Raw genomic sequence first — 17,876 nt, forward strand, 5'->3', positions numbered from 1 at the left:
AATATTCTTTATGAAATTGATTCTTGTAAATATCAAATAAAAAAGGCAGGATCCTATAACTAGCTTCCTACCTTTTTGCAAGTATTAATATTTTTGAACTACTTCAAACTGAGTTAGCCCTACATTACTCGCCAAACGTTTTAATTGCATGGAGATTATAGCACTTTTCTTAATACCTACTTCTACTTTCTTAAATCCAGAAGATTTATATAGTGCTAAACAATTTTCAAGGTCTGGTATCATTTCTTTTGTTACTACGTCCAAATCTCTGCAATCAAATTCCAGAACGAATTCACTTGTATTAACTGATGATAACTTAAGCTGATAATCATCAACAAATTGTTTAGCTTTTTCAGGTGTAAAAGTCCCACTCACCGTCATATCAACAGTCTTTTCCGCGACATTTACTTTCATTGTGTAAGTTCCTTCTGCCATAATTTATTAACACTTCCTTATTAAAATATGAAAAAGTTGAATTTCATCTTCATTTAAATAGGTATTTTAACTTATAACATTCCACCTACTTTAGACACGGAAGACAAAAAAACTTCCCACTAATAAGTATCGTCATATAACAAAAATTGTTAATACCCATTTAATATTACACAGCTAAATTTTAAGTCCATTCATGTTGAAATTGGTTTCAGATGGTTAAATCCAATTGACTTCTTATAATGAACAAGGGTCATTTTCTCATTTACTTTCCATTCATCCCCAGTTTGGATATAGCCAATCTTCTCGTATAAATAACAATTTCTCTGTTCCTGTTTTATAGTATCTAACTCCCAGTTCTCCGCTTCAGGATATATACTTTCTAATCGATTCATTACTTCTTGAGCAATCCCTTTCCCTTGAAACTGTTGTAAAATATTGATCATATGTAAACGCATAATACCAGGGGACTTCGGATAAACGTGAACACTTCCTACCAATAAATCATCTTCATAAATCTTATAGTAATCCCCTGTTTTTAGTCGTTCTGTAAATCTTTCGAACGATTGAAAGACTGGACTTGTGTCATGATCCTGATACTTTTCATAAACAGGTTGAAAAACTTTTTTTTGTATCGCAAATAACTCCGCAGCATCTGTTAAGTTAGCCTTCCTTAGAGAAATAGATGACCTGCTAATCTCAAACAGTGGTTTTAAAATATGATATGGGATGAAATCTCCTCTTTCGACAAGCTCAAGTATTTCATCAACTGTTGCCCATTTTGCATCTGCTACCTCTTCGTATTGCAGATTTAATTTTTCCACATCAATATCTTGTTTTACTAGCCAATGGTCATCAAAACCACGAGAGAATTTTATAGTAAATATCACCTCTGCATGTTCCATTTGTAACTCAATGCCTAATTCTTCTTTAGTTTCACGAATAGCACCCATTTCACTAGTCTCACCCATTAAAACAGAACCTGCAGCAGAACAGTCCCACATATTTGGCCATCCTATTTTCCATGGCTGTCGCTGTTGAATTAGAAACTGGCCATTTTTATTCATGATCCAAATATGTACTACCTGATGAAAATCTCCTTCACTCATTTCATCTCCTCTTATCCATGTCTTTCCTACTTTTTCTCTGAACCCATTTACAATATCCCACTGTTCCATTTCTTCACCCACTTTACCCAGTTTTGATTAAAATAGTATATCATTTTATTCCCTAATTTTTGACCATATTTGACATTTATATTTTTGTATGAGATAATTCAATAGTTAACATTTGGTACGGCATAGTTTTTAGATATTGGCATTCTGCTATATGTGTTTTTGATAATACTTATTCACACTGGAGCGGCTACAGGGTCGCAAGGACGTAAAAGAAGGTAGGGTTTACGTTGCTTAGGTTAGAAGGCAACCAGTGGAACAATTTACCGCGGCATTGAAAGTGTTTCTTTCATGGAAATTATTCCCCGAGCTTTTCGGGATGAAATTTAAAATTCAAAAGTTATGTTATACCTATACAAAATCAAGGGGTGTTCTCATTAAGAGAACACCCCTTGTCCAATTTATAACGCATCAACAGGCATTTAACCCTGCACTAGGTGCCTTCTGAATCATAGTGTAGTCATTCTACTGTTCATTAAAGCCCGAACACAAGATATTGATCACTCAGGCAATACCTCACGACCCGATGTTGCCTAAGTTCCTTATTAAACCTAAAGGAATGACACTCCTACTGATTGAAGTTTGTATTATAATACCATCCCTTTATTTCGTTTATTATATTCTTTAAACGTTAGCAGATAGATGAATCCACTCAGTAATGCTAAAGCTGCTAGTATAACAAATGTCCACGTAAACCCAATCCATGTAACAAGCGGAAATACTAAAGGTGCAATCGTCCTACCAATGGTATAGCGCAAACTTGCCGCTGCAAAATACTGTCCTCGCATATCGTCAGGTGCTAATTTTGAAACAAAACTTTCCTGCAACCCAACCGTTGCTAATTCGCCTAATGTAAAGATTGCCATTGCAATGAGGAAGACCCAGAAGTTCGCTGTCATTGGGAAGATCAGCATTGCCACTGCATATAAGAACGAGGATAGAAAGAACACCCACTTCTCCGGATACTTCGTCATCCATCTAGTGACAAACACTGTAAATAACACTACTAACAATCCGTTTTCCGAAAGTAGAATACCGAACGATCCTTCTCCAGTTACAGCCCATTCTCTATTAAACAAATTACCAAGCACCTGCTTATCGATAGCCTCTTTCATATAAACTGGTATAAGCATATCCAATTGCATATATGTTTGTGCTAACAAAATACCTGCAATGACAAATAAGAAAAAAACTTTATCCTTTACTATTAATCCATAGGCTTTAACCTGCTTGACGATAATCTGCATCCAATTATTAGAGCCGCTTGCCATTTGTGCTCGTACATCCGTCGGTAATGTCTCTTCAGTTAAAAATCTAATAGCCAATCCTACCATACAGAAAATAATACCTGAAACCAATAGAAGAGCAAAACGATAATTAAAGAATAATACTGCTCCTACTATTGGTCCTATAACTACTGAAATATTAATAGACGTATAGAACACCGAAAATACTGTACTTCTGTCTTTCTCCGGCACAACATCTGCGACAATTGCTTGACTTGCAGGATGATACAAGGAACCAGCCATACCTGCAATCGTAAAGGCCACAAAGCTGAGCATCGGTGAATCGAACCAAGGCGAATTTGCAAAAGCAAATAAAATAAATGCTAATCCTTCTGCTGTTGCAGAGAAAAATAACATCGTTCTTCTACCAAACCGATCCGCACAATATCCTCCGATTAAATTTGCTCCAACCGAAAATACTTGCGATGCTACCAATAGTATCCCTGCCATACTCGTACCAAATTCATCAGCAAAATAAATCGCTAAAAAGGGAAATACCATCCAAAAGCTTAAATTACTAAAAAACTCTCCAAATAAACGGACCTTCAAACTACGATCCCAATCTCTTATTCTCATCATTTTTTCCTCACAACTCGTATCATAGATTAAACTATATTATCACATTATTTCGTTTTACGAAATAGCTGTTTTAATTGAGCTCAACCTAATTGAAGAATGATTGATTACTTTCGGATGGCTAATATAGGCCATAAATCTCTTTATATAGCCTTATGTTTCGACTATAGCTCATAGACATACCGATATACCCCATAATTTTTCGATTATAGCCCATAAACCAATTACAATAGCCCATAAAAAGACCTCACCACATTAAACAATGTAGTAAGGCTCTTGCTCCCTATCCCCTATAAACACTTTCACATGTTCCAGCTACTGGTTCATAAAAACAATGTTGTTTAAATTGACCTGTAAAAGGTTGATCGTACCATGTCGGAGGGCATGGACCATATGGATTAAAATACCAAAGAGCAAACTTCGCTGGATGGTCTCTCCAATAATCTAGGGCCTTTTTTGCTAATCTTTTTTCAACAGTTCTCGCTCTTTCATAAAACAAATTCCCCTTTTGAACAGCTTCAAAAGAATAGTTATTTCCTTGTACTTGAAAAATGACATCTTCGATTGTTCTTACATCTTTAAAGTCTAAACAATCTGCGTTAGCACGATTAACAATTACATTTCCAACATATAACATTCCTTGCTGTCCTTCAGCTTCTGCTTCTGCTCTCATCATCCTAGCCATTAAATCCACGTCTTTACTTCGGTAAGCTATTCTTGGCATTTTTTTCACCCCAAAGTATAGTATGAAAAAATGCCTTCATTGGTGTCTATATCCACCTCGAAGAAAAATTTTCGAGATTCATAAATCCTTAATTCGACGGGATTTGATTACTTTAAATAAAAAGAGGAACCATCAATCATTTCAACATCTTTCCTTTTTTTAATCTCGTCGATTAAGAAAAACAAAGCTTCATCCTTCTTTTTTGCCTCAATCATACAATCAATCTGCGAAACCGTTCCCTTGATTTCTCTTAAAAAGTGGAAAAACATATTCACATCCACATAGTCCGAATGATGACGAAATTCAGCTTCATTTTTGGGGCTAGAAATATGCATTTTGATAGGCAGGGGAGATTCACCCCAAGTTGCCACTGCTCGACTCCAATTATCTTCCCAATTTTTGTTTCGGTGATGGGCAAGATGATGATGATAATCAAAAACAAGCGGAACTTTTAATTTTTCGCACAAATAAAGGGTATCTTCAAATGTAAAAGAAGTATCATCGTTTTCTAGTATGATCATCTTTTGAATGGAGCTATGAACATCATTCCAATTATTTATAAAACGTTCCAATGATTTTTCTGTATCTTTATAGTTACCACCGATATGAAGAACACAGCGATGTGTAGGATCAATCTGCATTTCCTTTAACAGCAAATAATGCATATTTAATGTTTTTAATGAATTAATTAATACTTCTGGTTTGGAGGAATTCAGTATAACAAAATGGTCTGCATGAAAATCAATTCTCATATTATGTTTTCTCGTAAACTCACCTATTTCATTTAGCTTTTCTTTTATCGACGGTATCATAAAATCCCAATCGGGAAGATCTACATGGTTGGCTAACGGAATTAACCGAGAAGTTAAGCGATAAAAATGAATTTCACTAAACATATTATGTTTAAGAAGTCTATGCGTATTTTCTAAATTAGCCAGCGCAATCTGTTCTAATTTAGAAATTGCAGCTTCACGATCTCTGTATTTTTGAAATTGAGAGAATGTCATTGTTTTGGATGGGGAAGCATTTTTTAGTTCCATACTCATCGCAACATATCCAAGACGTACAATTGTCATTTTTATCACCTCTTCCATTAGTATGGAGAAAATAGCTAGGAAGTACACTATACACAGCTAAATAAAAAAACTACAAAGGATTATCTCCCTCGTAGTCTCTAGAAAGTTATGAAATTTTTCTTCTTGGAATCATGTTAAAGACGATATTTAAAACGATTGCGGTCACGCTTCCTGCTACAATCCCATTACTCGTCAAAATTTTCATGTTCTTTGGTAACTCAGCAAATAATTCAGGAACCACTGTTACACCAAGACCAATACCAATTGAACATGCTATTATCATCGAATTATCCTCAGTATCGGACACTACTTTACTTAGCATTTTTATCCCTTGTGCTACAATCATCCCGAACATAGCTATCATTGCTCCACCTAACACGGACTCAGGAATGATTGTTGTAAGAGAAGCAATCTTAGGGATGAAGCCAAGTACGATAAGCATTGCTCCAGTTATATAAATAACTGTTTTCGTCTTAACACCTGAGATTTGCATAAGCCCTACGTTTTGAGAAAACGTTGTATAAGGGAATGAGTTGAAAACACCACCTAATACCACGGCAATTCCTTCCGCACGATAGCCTTTTGTTAGATCCTCTTTTTCTATTTTCTTCCCAAGCATATCACCGAGTGCAAAGTATACTCCAGTCGATTCGACTAACGATACTATCGCTACTAAAGTCATTGTAATAATAGGTGAAGCTTCAAAAGTTGGGGTACCAAAGTAGAATGGTTGAATCATATGGAAAAAGTCTGAATCTCGCACAGGAGAAAAGTCAACTTTCCCCATAAATGTTGCGACAATTGTTCCACCAACAATCCCTATTAAAATAGAAATAGCTTTTATAAAACCTGTAGAGAAGCGGTATAACAATACAATAAATAAAAGGGTACCAAAGGCTAGCAGAATGTTAGAAACGGAACCAAAGTCTTCTGCTCCTTGTCCGCCCCCCATATTATTGATAGCAACGGGTATTAACGTAATTCCAATAATAGTTACAACAGAACCAGTTACAACAGGAGGGAAAAACTTTACAAGCTTCCCAAAAAATCCACTTATTAATATAACAACTACACCAGAAACAATAATTGCTCCATAAATAGCAGAAACCCCGTAATCCCCACCTATAGCAATCATTGGTCCAACTGCGGTGAATGTACATCCTAATACTACAGGGAGCCCTATTCCAAAAAATCGGTTACTCATAACCTGTAAAATGGTTGCCACACCACACATTAATATATCAATAGCTACTAAATACGTAAGCTGTTCTGTCGTTAGACCAATTGCTCCCCCAACGATTAATGGTACAATTACCGCTCCTGCGTACATGGCAAGGACATGCTGAATACCGAGCGCAGTGTTTTTTAAAGCGCTATTCATCTTATCGTTTCCTCCTCAAAAAACTCAACTTTACCGTTTGACAATGATTTAATATTGGCAAGTGAATCTACACGAATACCTTTATCACGAATAAGTTTTCCACCAGGCTGAAAACCTTTTTCAATAACTATCCCAACACCTGCAGTTTCTGCTTTTGCTTGATTTACAATATCTAAAAGACCTAATGCAGCTTGTCCATTAGCCAAGAAGTCATCAATGATTAGTACCGTATCTTCATTATTAATAAAATCCTTAGAAACTGAAATATCATTCGTTTCTCCTTTAGTAAAAGAGTGCACCTTCGAAGTAAATAGATTGTCAGAAAGCGTTAATGATTTACGTTTTCTTGCAAATACAACTGGAACACCTAATGTAAGTCCTGCAAACATAGAAGGTGCAATACCTGAAGATTCAATCGTTAATATTTTAGTTATTCCAGAATCTTTATAACGTGCAGCAAACTCATTACCTATTGCTTGCATTAATACAGGATCGATTTGATGATTTAAAAAAGTATCTACTTTTAATACATTTTCTGATAAAACTTTACCGTTTTTAATAATTTGATCTTGTAGTAATTTCATAATTAATCATTCCCTCTCCAGTTTTAATTTGGACAAATAAAAAGCCCGAATGATATTGCAGCCACTCAGTTATGGAGTGGAGCAATGTCATTCGAGCTAAAAAAGTCGAATCGAAATAAAATAGATTATGACAATAATGCCATAAACCAAGTATTTCATCGCCACCCATAGTCAGCTTGTTTACGGTAAGCTGGTAGAAACTTGCAGGCCATATCCCTGCTATTATACGAGTTGTTGCTATTTGAATATTTCTCATTATAGCACGCTTATCCCTATTTACAATCACCCTCAAATATGTTCAATGATTCATAAAATTCAGTCGCAAACTATAACTTTGGCCTCATTCATTTTGTAGTAGCATAATGTATCAACTCTCCTAAAATTACTATGCTCCCAATGAAGTCCTACGCCCGCAATTTCACTCTATGCACCCTGGCAAAGTTCTTATCCGCCCTAAACATAACTCTATAAGCCCGCTCAAAAGTCCTACGCCCAAAATTTTGCACTATGCGCTCGGGCACAGTGCATATCCGCCCTAGAAACAGCTCTATAAGCCCGAGCCGAAGCCATACGCCCGCAATTTCACTTCATGCGCCCAGACACAGTGCGTGTCCGCCCGTGACACACCTCTATAAGAACGGGCGGAAGTCTTATACTCGCAATATCAGTGACACAAAAAAACATCCACGCTTTACTAAAACGTAGATGTTCACGAGTGTTCAGTTTTCAGTGACTTAAAGCCTTGTATAAAGCTAGTTGGATTTTCTTGAATTTGGAATGGAAAAACACCTTGATTTGTGTGGAGGTATAATAAGCCGCCTCCAAATGAGAATGGCTTATGAGATACATCATGTACATGCTGTAATTTAAACTTATGTCGATCAGATACGAACCCCTCCATTGATAAATGAAGTTCGAATTGTTTTTCAACCTGTTTCATTTGATAGTAGAAATCTATTTGTCGTTCAATTTCAATATATCCTATGAGATATTTACTCATTTGTTGCACCTCCTATACCTCAACTATTTTAGCATGATTGGAGTGAGAAAATACATTATGACAACTTTAAATCAGCTTCACAAATTCTGCCGTTTGGCTTTCTAATTTTATTGCTGCTGATGAGATGTCTTTGAATTCCTCCAAAGCAGAACGTATTTCTTCCTGGCTTTTTTCTATACTAGTCTGAGAATTACTATTACTAGTCGTTACTTTCTCTACTTGCTTCGCTATTCCTTCGATGTTTTCACGTACTTCTACGATTGAGTTCTCTACTCTTCCCGCTAATTTACGTACTTCCTGGGCAACAACATTAAACCCACGTCCATGCTCTCCTGCCCGTGCTGCTTCTATAGCCGCGTTCAGTGCAAGTAAATTCGTTTGAGCCGCGATTTCTCGAATTGTTTGGACGATTCCTCGAATCGAATCTGCTTGTACTTGTAAGCTTTGCAAAGTATCTGTATTTTCTTTTGAACCAATTGCAATTTCATCAATTCGCTGCAATAATTCCTCACTTCTAGTTGTTCCAACCTCTGCGCGAGTACTTAATTCCATGGACATTTCTTTCAATTCTTCAGTCACGCTCATTAATATTTCATGACGTTCCGTTACATTTGTTGCAACTTTAGTAACTCCGAGCACCTTTCCAGCAGAGCCGAATATCGGCATATAAGTCGCTTCTAACATAACACTCTTACCTTGTTTTGTTTTACGCTCCACCTTATCTTGAAAGTTTTTCCCAGCAAATAAATCCTTCCAAAACTTTTCATATTCTGGACTATTTGCGAAAGCTGGAAAACATAAATCTCTATGCTGTTTCCCCATTAACTCACTTGCAGTATAGCCGATTTCTTTTGCAAAATTTTCATTAACGTAAGCTATACGGCGATCTAAATCAAATCGAATAATAGCTAAATTCTTTTCTAAAGCCTCAACCACAGTCATATCGTTTACTTCTTCTACTTGTGAATAATTCACAATCCCATCCCCCGTATCTATCTTTATATTGGTGCATAATCAGTTAGATCTAAAACTGTTTCTTCCCCTAAGATTAATCTAGCTAACTCAGCACCAACAAAAGGTCCTGCTGTTAAACCTGATGCCCCTAATCCGTTGGAGAAATAAATGGACTCATAGCCAGGTAACTTTCCAATTACCGGAAGAAAGTCTGGTGTATATGGTCTAAACCCCACTCGTACCTCTGCAATAGAAGCACTATTAAGTGAACTAGCGATACTTACAGCACTCTTGAGAAGCTCTTTCTTACCTGCTTCTGTCACATTGGCATCATAACCAGTGTTTTCTTCGTATGTAGATCCAGCCACAACCTTGCCATTATCAAAGGTCAATAAATACTGATTTGTTGGTGGCAAGACAACCGGCCATTCTCCAGTATACAAATTATTCACTTGAAAATGCATGATTTGTGCTTTTTGAAAACTAACTTTCATATTATCACCAAGCTCCTGAGGTATCTCATTGCCCCATGCACCTGCAGTTAAAACGATGGCATCAGCTTCCATTTGTTGACCATCCACTATTAAAATACCATTCGAAATCGAAGCATTGCCATAAATTACTTCCGCCCCTAGTTTTTTGGCAGCACTTATCAATGCATCACGCATTGCACCGCCATCCACTCGTGCAGCACCTTCTACATATAAAGAAGTGAAGTCTTCTGAAATTAGAGGAAAATGCTCCTTAGTTTCTTCTGGTGATAATATTTTCAGTTCACCAATTTCAGCCGCATCTACTCTTTTTTCCAACGCACGCTCTAGCATTTTCTGTAATTTTTTCGGATCATTTTGAAGAGCAATGGCCCCCACCTTTTTATAACCTGTAGAAGTCTCTCCTAGAGCTTCTAATTCCTCTACAAGTTGTTTATAGTAGTACGCTCCATTTTTTACTAATGTGTACCATTTTTTATTTCTTCGTTGAGAGATCCATGGGCAAATTATCCCCGCAGCTGCAGCTGATGCCTGGCCCATATCCTGGCGATCTACTAGCGTAACTCTCACATTTCGTTTTGCAAGATGGTACGCAGTCGACGCCCCTAGAATCCCGCCACCTATTACGATATAAGAGGACATTGTTTACTCCACTCCACTTTCTAGAATAGAGAACGTTATATTTTCACAATTAATCTCCGCCTTTGCCCCATATGGCAGCACAAATTTAGGTTCCGTATGTCCAAAGTTCAAGTTATATAAAATTGGTAGATTATCTAAGGAAAGCTCTTTCATGATTAAACGAATGGAATCCTTGTATTCCTCGTAGTACTTCTCATTTTGAGGCTTACCAAAAATTATTCCTTTCGCTTGCTGAAGAATTCCCTGCGTGCCATAATTGCGTAGCCAATACTCTAAATTTCCAGGTGTTGGAAGATCTTCAGACGTTTCAAAAAATAAAATACTATCTTTCCAATATTCTTCTGCCGGCCAAAGCGATGTACCTTTAGCAAATTCTAAAACTTCGATACAACCCCCGATTAATCTGCCTTGTACTACTCCTGAACCTTGTAATAATTCATAGCCATTATTTGGATTCATTTGACGTTTTTTATCTTTATTTTCAACAATCCATTCTAATCTTTGACTTGTCCATTCTGTTGCAGGTTTCACTTCACCTATTGGACCACTCAAGAACAAAGTCTTCTTCAAAGCCTCTACCGTATATTCATGCATTTCTACATTTTCTGCGAAATCCATTAATATAGCTGGTCCATAAAAGGAGGATATTCCTGCTTTATGACAGAATAGATGCGTTACAGTGGAGTCCGAATAGCCTATAAATACTTTTGGATTATCTCGAATTACATCAAAATCAATATATGGTAATAATCGAATACTTTCGCTACCACCAATATTAGAAAATATACCTTTAATGGAAGGATCCTTAAATGCATTCATTAGATCCTCTGCACGAGCCTGTGGGTTTTCGTATAAATAGTCTCCACCCTTTAAGCTATTTGGCATCGCTATAACTTCCAATCCAAAAACGTCGCGTAATCTTCCTATTCCCTGTTCATATCTCCAACGAAGATCTGGTTCCCCAGCTCCTCCCCATGACAAACTAATCGTCGCCACCTTGTCTCCAGCTTTTAGCATTTTTGGTTTTTTAAGCATGACAAATCCCCCTTTTTATTCATTATAAAGCAATCTGTCCACAATGAATGTCTAATTTGAAAAATTTTGGGTATAAAAACAATATACATAAAACTGTAATGGAAGAGGAAGTGTGTTAGATGAAATGGAGAGGTAGAGCTGGTAGTTCTAATGTAGAAGACCGCAGGGGTATGAGTGGTGGAAAAGCTATTGCCGGAGTCGGCGGAGGCTTGGGTTTAATCATTGTTATCATCATTTCCTTACTTGGCGGAAACCCTGATGATTTGATTGGAAATCTTGGTACAACAGATCAATCAAGCAATGTTCCGTATGAGGAAACTGAACAAGAAAAAGAACTATCCGAATTCGTTTCTGTTGTACTAGCTGATACTGAAAAGGTTTGGACTAAAATATTCCAAGAAAATGGAATGGAATACATAGAGCCGACTTTAGTGTTATATACAGATAGTGTCGATTCTGCATGTGGAGCAGCTGGTGCATCAGTTGGACCTTTTTATTGTCCAGGTGATCAAAAATTATATATCGACCTAAGCTTCTATCAGGAACTACAAACGAAGTTCAATGCTCCTGGCGATTTTGCAATGGCTTATGTTATTGCACATGAAGTTGGCCACCATGTTCAAACTTTACTTGGGACAACTGAACAAGTTATGCCTCTTCGACAGAAGCTAAGTGAAGAAGAATTCAATAAGTACCTTGTCCGCTTTGAGCTTCAAGCAGATTATTTCTCCGGAGTATGGGCGAAGCATGCCCAAGGAATGGGCTATCTGGAAGAAGGAGATTTAGATGAAGCATTGACCGCTGCAAGTGCTGTTGGTGATGACACACTTCAAAAACAAGCTATGGGCTATGTTGTTCCAGAAAGTTTCACACATGGGACCTCTGAACAACGTAAAGGTTGGTTTTATAAAGGTTATGAAAAAGGAACAATTCAAGGTGGGGACACGTTTAATAGTAAAACTCCATAACGTATTTTCTCATTGCCCCCTATGCTATAATAAGATAAAAGTGAAAATTCCATCAGTTCGGGTTTTTTAATGACCGAACCGTTCGGGCTTTTACATATGCGGGCAAATAAGAAGATTGCGCCAAAAAGGAGTTACGCTGAAGATGAAAATACCTTTTACTAAGATGCATGGCTGCGGAAATGATTATATTTATATTAACTGTTTTGAGCATACTATCGATGACCCTAATACACTAAGCCAGCATATATCTGACCGCCATTTTGGAATTGGTGGGGATGGGATAGTATTAATATGTCCATCCGATATTGCAGATGCAAAGATGCGAATGTTTAACATAGATGGCAGTGAAGGGAAAATGTGTGGAAATGCTATCCGCTGCGTTGCTAAATACGTGTACGATAATAATATCGCTACAAAAGAAGTGTTAACAATTGATACCCTTAGTGGCGTTAAAACGATTGAGCTCTATATCGAAAATGGCAAAATGAATTCTGCCAAAGTAGACATGGGCAAAGCCATTTTAGAACCTGCACTTATACCCGTCCAATCAAAGGAAACAAATCCGTTAATAAACTTCCCCCTTCAAGTGGAAGACAAAACATATCACATCACAACAGTGTCTATGGGCAATCCTCACTGTGTTATTTTTGTGGAAGATCCAATGTTGGTAGACTTACCATTAATTGGTCCAAAATTTGAGCAACACTCATTTTTCCCGGAAAGTGTAAATACAGAGTTTATTTCTGTAGAGAATCGTAAGACTATTCATATGCGCGTATGGGAGCGCGGTAGTGGAGAAACGCTTGCCTGCGGAACTGGGGCATGCGCTGCAGTCGTTGCGGCAGTTTTAAATGGTAACTGCGACAAAGATTCCGATATTACCGTAAAATTACTAGGCGGGGAACTTATCATACGCTATACCGATGAAGGTGTATATATGACAGGTCCTGCAGTAAGTGTCTTCGATGGTGAGATTGAAGTGTAGTATTAAGATGATAGAGTGAGAGCCTTTCTAGCGAAAACTAGTGAGGCTCTTTTTAATGTTATATAAGTGTGTGGGATGAGTTAAGGGCTATGTCGTTTATTTTATGGGCTATTAGTGAGCGGTTATGGGCTAAATTTAGAAACTAATGGGCTATCTTTCAATTTATCGGTTAATAGAGTGGAGTTATGGGCTATATTGAAAAGTTTATGGGCTATAATTTTTAATTACATTGGTATAAATCGTCAATCTCTTTAATAGACTATAATCTACTAATGTTAATTTAGGTTTGTAAAATTATTAAGATTTGTAATGACATTGCCAAGTTGTCGTAATATTCTCGTAACAAAGTATTGGTAAGATGTGCTTAGACTGAAAAAGCAAGGGGTAGAGTATTTGAGAAGAATTCTTTGGACACTCATCATCACATTTGCACTATTGGTTAGCGGGACAAGCACAAGCCTAGCCGCATCTTCAACATACACTGTACAAAAAGGAGATACTTTGTATAAAATTGCTAAAACACACAAAGTGTCTGTATCAACTTTAAAGTCTTGGAATAATCTAAAATCAGATACGATCAAACTCAATCAAAGCTTAAAAATTTCTTCAAAAGCGGCTACTGCTGCGAAGAAAAAGAAAACTCCCTCTAGAACAACAGAGGATAAAGTAGTTAAAGAGATTGTTGTCTCTGCAAGTGCATTCACAGCAACTTGTAACGGATGCTCTGGTGTCACTAGCACAGGTATTAACCTAAAACGCAATCCAGATGTAAAAGTCATCGCAGTAGATCCAAAAGTAATTCCACTTGGCACCAAAGTTTATGTCGAAGGTTATGGATACGCAGTAGCTGGAGATACAGGTAGTGCTATCAAAGGGAATAAAATAGATGTATTTTTTTCATCGAAAAGCGAAGCCTATAAATGGGGTCGTAAAAGTGTCAAAGTTAAAATCTTAGAATAATAGAAACGTGCAAGCATCGACTTGTGCTGGAGTTAGATATAGATAAAACCAACTTTCTTAACTAGAAAGTTGGTTTTTTGATGTAAAAGATATCATTTCTTCGCATATTACTTCATAGTAGGATTGTTCATGTGGTACAAAGCTCTCTTTATCAACCATTTGATGAATTGGTCTTCTTGTTCCATCTTCCTCTACCTCGAAACCGATTATCTCTATTTCCTCTATTTCACTTTGCCATAAACTCACAAATTGAGTTATTTCCACTCTTACTACGCCAGACACTTCCTCAACCTGTAGCGTAAATTGTTCCCAATCCAATGCGCAGTCGTATAAAAATACATGGGCTAATTCATTATCTATTAAATCATCCGTCGTAACAGAGTATTTTATAACACCAAGTGAATACAATTCCTCAAAAAGGATATCAATTCCAAGCTCCTCTTTTACCTCGCGTATCCCATCAAAAACTGTTTCACTTTCCAATAAATGACCCGCGGCAGTAATATCCAACAATCCCGGATAATCCTTCTTCAAATTGCTGCGTAATTGTAAGTAAACATATTGTTTTCCTTCATGGCTACCAATGAACCAGCATTGAAATGTTTCATGCCACAAACCGAGTCGATGAATTTCCTCCCGGGTACCTACACCTATTTTCTGATGCTGCTCGTCAAATACTTTTAGTAGCTCCTGCTCCATTTAATCCCTCTTAATTTATTTATTTTCAATTAGCTCTACAAATTTATTTAATTTGTCCAAGGAAATGATGTTCTCATTACATTTTTGACTATCTTGGCAAATATAATTTCCTCGCGTTATAAATGCATCCTGAGTCATGCCCTTGACCGATGAAGTAAACATTCCTATTTCTTCAGTTCGATTACATAATGCACAAATCCCTTTTTTATTGGAATTTTTATAACCCCCAGAAATTCCTACTAATTTATTTTTGTATTCAATAACAAGAAATTTTTTATTGGACCCTTTATCCAACCAGCCTAAATAAGATAATTCTTTAAAGTCTATATTCTCTAATGAAGGAATTTTGAGTTTCTTCGCTTTCGGAAAAATCTTTTTGATAGCAGTCTCGCTTATCTCTTTAAAGGGGATAACATAAGGCTTTAGGGTTTCTAAAAAACTTTCTGCTTCTAATTTTTCTTTTATTTCTACAATTGGATTCAATAGGCTTTTTTGATCTTCTGTAGATTCCTCAAATAGCCCAAGTACTTTCTCTAATGACAGTGCTCTTAGGGCATTTAATACTCCACGATCATTTACCGTTGCATGTCCATTTACCAATGCCTGTGTCTGTTTTTTTATATAGTTGTATTGGTCACTTCTAATGAAAGGATTCATATTTACCTCTCCATTCACAATTATTTTCGTTAGTTCAATTGTATCGAATAATAATTGATTAATAAATGGATAAGATGATTAGGAATTATTTTCACCATATGAATACAAAAAAACTGATAGCCCCTAAATGAGCTACCAGTATATTCTTTTACTTTGTATAAACAATTTTCTTAACAGTTTCGACCGAGAGATAATACTCATTTGCAAGCTGTCCCATAGAAACACCATTTCTATACGCTTTCTTTAAAGAATTATTTCGCTCATCGATACGTTTCCTTTCACCTGAAACTGTTCCCCATTGTTTATAAGTTTTTCCCGGCTTTGGAATATAAATCGTTTCCCCTTGAATATACTTTTGAATTTCCTTCACTAGCTCCTCAGGTAAAACGGAAGTTGCCTTGATATATGTCATTTTACGCTCGCTCCTTATTTTTACTATTTAAATAAGGTGCAAAGCCAACATTATGAAATGGCGATATAATTTAATTTATAGCTTCTCATACAAAGTTCGCCTTTCCATCATTAGGCTTTGCATGAGGCGTTGCACTGTCTAGCAATTTTATACTTTTTGCCATTCTGCTCACCTCCAAGTTGCGCTACTTCCTATTTTAATACAAGTAGAAATTTTTAAAAACCTACATAGTGTAATTTCGCTCAGTTTCTTTTTTTTAATTGTTTAAGTAATTGGCTGACCCTTTCCTTTTGGTCCATTGTTTGTTCACTAAGTAGCTCAATTTCATATTTATCTTGTATTACTGAAATATTCACTATGTCCCCTTGATTTAGGCTAGCTTTTAAATCAGAACAATGAATTTGAAGGCTCTCGGTTTCATTTGGGTATTTCAAAAAGACTGCAAAGTCCCCTTCGAAACGGTCTAACGTGTATTTATTCAAATTCACTCACAACCTCTCCTTTGCTATTTAATAATGTAGCTGCATCCCCATCGTTTCTCCACATTTGTCCCTTCGTCCATTTCAAATAGCCCGAACCTTCTTTTGCTTCCGGACCACTTGTGACGTAAATCGTCTCCCCAGCCAGTAAGCTTATGTTTGGAAAATTGAATGTTTGATTGCCCGCTACGGAAACTAATTGCCAATCCTTTAAACTAACAGTAGTACCACCAGAATTGGTAATGCCTACTATTTCACCTCGGAGGTCTTTACTTGAAATATTAATCCCTTCAGCTACTGTGTCAGCAATTTCAGTTGGTTCTACGTTTCCATTTGTCAATACGTTATAATCTACTCCATCTGTTTCCACGACTATATTGCCAACTACTGCAGTGCCATATATTTGTGAACTAATCCGCTCCAACCTTGACTTGACCTCTGCATCTGGATGTCCATAGGAATTATCTTTCCCATAGCTAAGAATGGTAACTTCTGGTTTTACTGCCTGTATAAAATATTCCGAACTACTCGTGTCTGAACCGTGATGTCCTGCTTTCAATACAGTTGAATTTACGTTCGACCGCTCTAGTATTTCTTTCTCTATACGAATATCTGCGTCCCCCATCAATAAAAAGGAAACTTCCCCATAAGTTATTTTTAAGACAATAGATGCTTCATTATTATCATCTGATTCTTCTCCAACATTTAACACAGTAATATCTAAATCATCATCTAGGGGAATCGTATCTCCAATATTTGGCACAATGAACGGTATGTTTTTATCTAAAATAAGCTGAAGCATTTCCTCATACGTTTGAGAGGTATGTACTTTACCTGAATCCACAAAGTTTTTTATAGAGATAGAGTTCAAAACGGAAATAAGTCCGCCGATGTGATCAGCATCTGGGTGTGTCGCTACTACATAATCGAGTTTCTCGACATCATGCGATTTTAAATAAGCTACTACTTCCTTTCCAGCGTCTTTTGTACTTCCATCTACTAGTAAATTTTTACCATTCGGGGATTGTACGAATATAGAGTCACCTTGTCCTACATCTAGAAAATGGACTTTCATTTTATTACTAGCCTCTACAGGTGTCTGAGAAGTTTCTATTGTCGTGTTCGCTTGCTGATTTATAGTACAACCACAAAGTAAAAATACTATACAAATACAAATTATCATTACTATCTTTCTCATAAAAAACCTTCCTTTTCGTTGCTGTGTTCCATTCTATCATAGGATGACAATATTCATATATTACAATTTCCCTTGACAGTTGATAACAATTCGCATAGAATAACTCTTTGTGAAAACTAACGTGGTTCGAGAACCTCCCACGGAAAAAAACTAAGGAGAAAT

The 17,876-nt window shown here is 36.7% G+C and carries 19 protein-coding genes and 2 riboswitches; of the genes, 3 read left to right on the forward strand and 16 right to left on the reverse strand.

Annotated elements, in window-relative coordinates:
- Nucleotides 1–84: 84 nt before the first annotated feature.
- The 11 genes from MKY60_RS16080 to MKY60_RS16130 all read right to left on the reverse strand — a co-directional run bounded on the left by MKY60_RS16080 (nt 85) and on the right by MKY60_RS16130 (nt 11,356).
- Nucleotides 85–435: a hypothetical protein gene (locus MKY60_RS16080; RefSeq protein WP_090568336.1), complete on the reverse strand. Its 351-nt coding sequence runs from the start codon at nt 433–435 to the stop codon at nt 85–87.
- Between the two features lie 191 nt (nt 436–626).
- Nucleotides 627–1,610: a bifunctional NUDIX hydrolase family protein/GNAT family N-acetyltransferase gene (locus tag MKY60_RS16085; RefSeq protein ID WP_340880366.1), complete on the reverse strand. Its 984-nt coding sequence runs from the start codon at nt 1,608–1,610 to the stop codon at nt 627–629.
- A gap of 584 nt (nt 1,611–2,194) precedes the next feature.
- Entirely contained in the window at nt 2,195–3,472 is a 1,278-nt protein-coding gene (locus tag MKY60_RS16090) for an MDR family MFS transporter (protein ID WP_445677991.1), read from the reverse strand.
- Nucleotides 3,473–3,752: 280 nt separating this feature from the next.
- Complete coding sequence (locus MKY60_RS16095) at nt 3,753–4,193, reverse strand: cell wall hydrolase (RefSeq protein WP_093495102.1); 441 nt, start codon at nt 4,191–4,193, stop codon at nt 3,753–3,755.
- A 107-nt stretch (nt 4,194–4,300) separates the two neighbouring features.
- Entirely contained in the window at nt 4,301–5,269 is a 969-nt protein-coding gene (gene uvsE / locus MKY60_RS16100; protein WP_093495103.1) for a UV DNA damage repair endonuclease UvsE, read from the reverse strand.
- 106 nt (nt 5,270–5,375) lie between these two features.
- The gene (locus MKY60_RS16105; RefSeq protein ID WP_340930553.1) at nt 5,376–6,650 is read right to left on the reverse strand and encodes a nucleobase:cation symporter-2 family protein; all 1,275 of its coding nucleotides are present in this window, start codon (nt 6,648–6,650) and stop codon (nt 5,376–5,378) included.
- Nucleotides 6,647–7,234: a xanthine phosphoribosyltransferase gene (locus MKY60_RS16110; protein WP_340930555.1), complete on the reverse strand. Its 588-nt coding sequence runs from the start codon at nt 7,232–7,234 to the stop codon at nt 6,647–6,649. Before MKY60_RS16110 ends, MKY60_RS16105 begins: the two co-directional genes overlap by 4 nt.
- Before the next feature lie 148 nt (nt 7,235–7,382).
- Nucleotides 7,383–7,484, reverse strand: a riboswitch (purine riboswitch).
- Nucleotides 7,485–7,943: 459 nt separating this feature from the next.
- A complete protein-coding gene (locus MKY60_RS16115; RefSeq protein WP_093495106.1) occupies nt 7,944–8,234 on the reverse strand; it encodes a hypothetical protein in 291 nt (96 codons plus the stop codon).
- A gap of 66 nt (nt 8,235–8,300) precedes the next feature.
- Nucleotides 8,301–9,209 carry a methyl-accepting chemotaxis protein gene (locus tag MKY60_RS16120; protein WP_340930557.1) on the reverse strand — a complete coding sequence of 303 codons (909 nt, stop codon included), beginning with the start codon at nt 9,207–9,209 and terminating at the stop codon, nt 8,301–8,303.
- 23 nt (nt 9,210–9,232) lie between these two features.
- Nucleotides 9,233–10,321, reverse strand: a complete 1,089-nt coding sequence (locus tag MKY60_RS16125) for an NAD(P)/FAD-dependent oxidoreductase (RefSeq protein WP_340930558.1) — start codon at nt 10,319–10,321, stop codon at nt 9,233–9,235.
- Nucleotides 10,322–10,324: 3 nt separating this feature from the next.
- The gene (locus tag MKY60_RS16130; RefSeq protein ID WP_340930560.1) at nt 10,325–11,356 is read right to left on the reverse strand and encodes a S66 family peptidase; all 1,032 of its coding nucleotides are present in this window, start codon (nt 11,354–11,356) and stop codon (nt 10,325–10,327) included.
- A gap of 119 nt (nt 11,357–11,475) precedes the next feature.
- Here MKY60_RS16130 and ypfJ point away from each other — a divergent pair, with 119 nt between their 5' ends.
- From ypfJ to MKY60_RS16145, 3 genes are all read left to right on the forward strand, one after another.
- Nucleotides 11,476–12,324, forward strand: coding sequence for a KPN_02809 family neutral zinc metallopeptidase (gene ypfJ, locus MKY60_RS16135; RefSeq protein ID WP_241598465.1), 849 nt, complete (start codon nt 11,476–11,478; stop codon nt 12,322–12,324).
- 142 nt (nt 12,325–12,466) lie between these two features.
- Nucleotides 12,467–13,309, forward strand: a complete 843-nt coding sequence (gene dapF, locus MKY60_RS16140) for a diaminopimelate epimerase (protein ID WP_241598464.1) — start codon at nt 12,467–12,469, stop codon at nt 13,307–13,309.
- Between the two features lie 393 nt (nt 13,310–13,702).
- Nucleotides 13,703–14,269: a 3D domain-containing protein gene (locus MKY60_RS16145; protein WP_093495110.1), complete on the forward strand. Its 567-nt coding sequence runs from the start codon at nt 13,703–13,705 to the stop codon at nt 14,267–14,269.
- Nucleotides 14,270–14,326: 57 nt separating this feature from the next.
- Here the strand turns inward: MKY60_RS16145 and MKY60_RS16150 are convergent, their stop codons facing one another.
- The 5 genes from MKY60_RS16150 to MKY60_RS16170 all read right to left on the reverse strand — a co-directional run bounded on the left by MKY60_RS16150 (nt 14,327) and on the right by MKY60_RS16170 (nt 17,714).
- The gene (locus MKY60_RS16150) at nt 14,327–14,968 is read right to left on the reverse strand and encodes an NUDIX hydrolase (protein ID WP_340930561.1); all 642 of its coding nucleotides are present in this window, start codon (nt 14,966–14,968) and stop codon (nt 14,327–14,329) included.
- Nucleotides 14,969–14,983: 15 nt separating this feature from the next.
- Complete coding sequence (locus MKY60_RS16155) at nt 14,984–15,625, reverse strand: FusB/FusC family EF-G-binding protein (protein WP_090568298.1); 642 nt, start codon at nt 15,623–15,625, stop codon at nt 14,984–14,986.
- Between the two features lie 148 nt (nt 15,626–15,773).
- Nucleotides 15,774–16,037 carry a CD3324 family protein gene (locus MKY60_RS16160; protein ID WP_090568295.1) on the reverse strand — a complete coding sequence of 88 codons (264 nt, stop codon included), beginning with the start codon at nt 16,035–16,037 and terminating at the stop codon, nt 15,774–15,776.
- Nucleotides 16,038–16,279: 242 nt separating this feature from the next.
- A complete protein-coding gene (locus MKY60_RS16165) occupies nt 16,280–16,525 on the reverse strand; it encodes a DUF3006 domain-containing protein (RefSeq protein ID WP_090568292.1) in 246 nt (81 codons plus the stop codon).
- Nucleotides 16,512–17,714, reverse strand: a complete 1,203-nt coding sequence (locus tag MKY60_RS16170; RefSeq protein WP_340930564.1) for an MBL fold metallo-hydrolase — start codon at nt 17,712–17,714, stop codon at nt 16,512–16,514. The genes MKY60_RS16165 and MKY60_RS16170 overlap by 14 nt, the downstream gene beginning before the upstream one ends.
- Nucleotides 17,715–17,829: 115 nt before the next feature.
- A riboswitch (PreQ1 riboswitch) is annotated at nt 17,830–17,874 on the forward strand.
- Nucleotides 17,875–17,876 lie beyond the last annotated feature (2 nt).

Source organism: Psychrobacillus sp. FSL K6-1415, from assembly GCF_038003185.1.
GTDB classification, from domain to species: domain Bacteria; phylum Bacillota; class Bacilli; order Bacillales_A; family Planococcaceae; genus Psychrobacillus; species Psychrobacillus psychrodurans.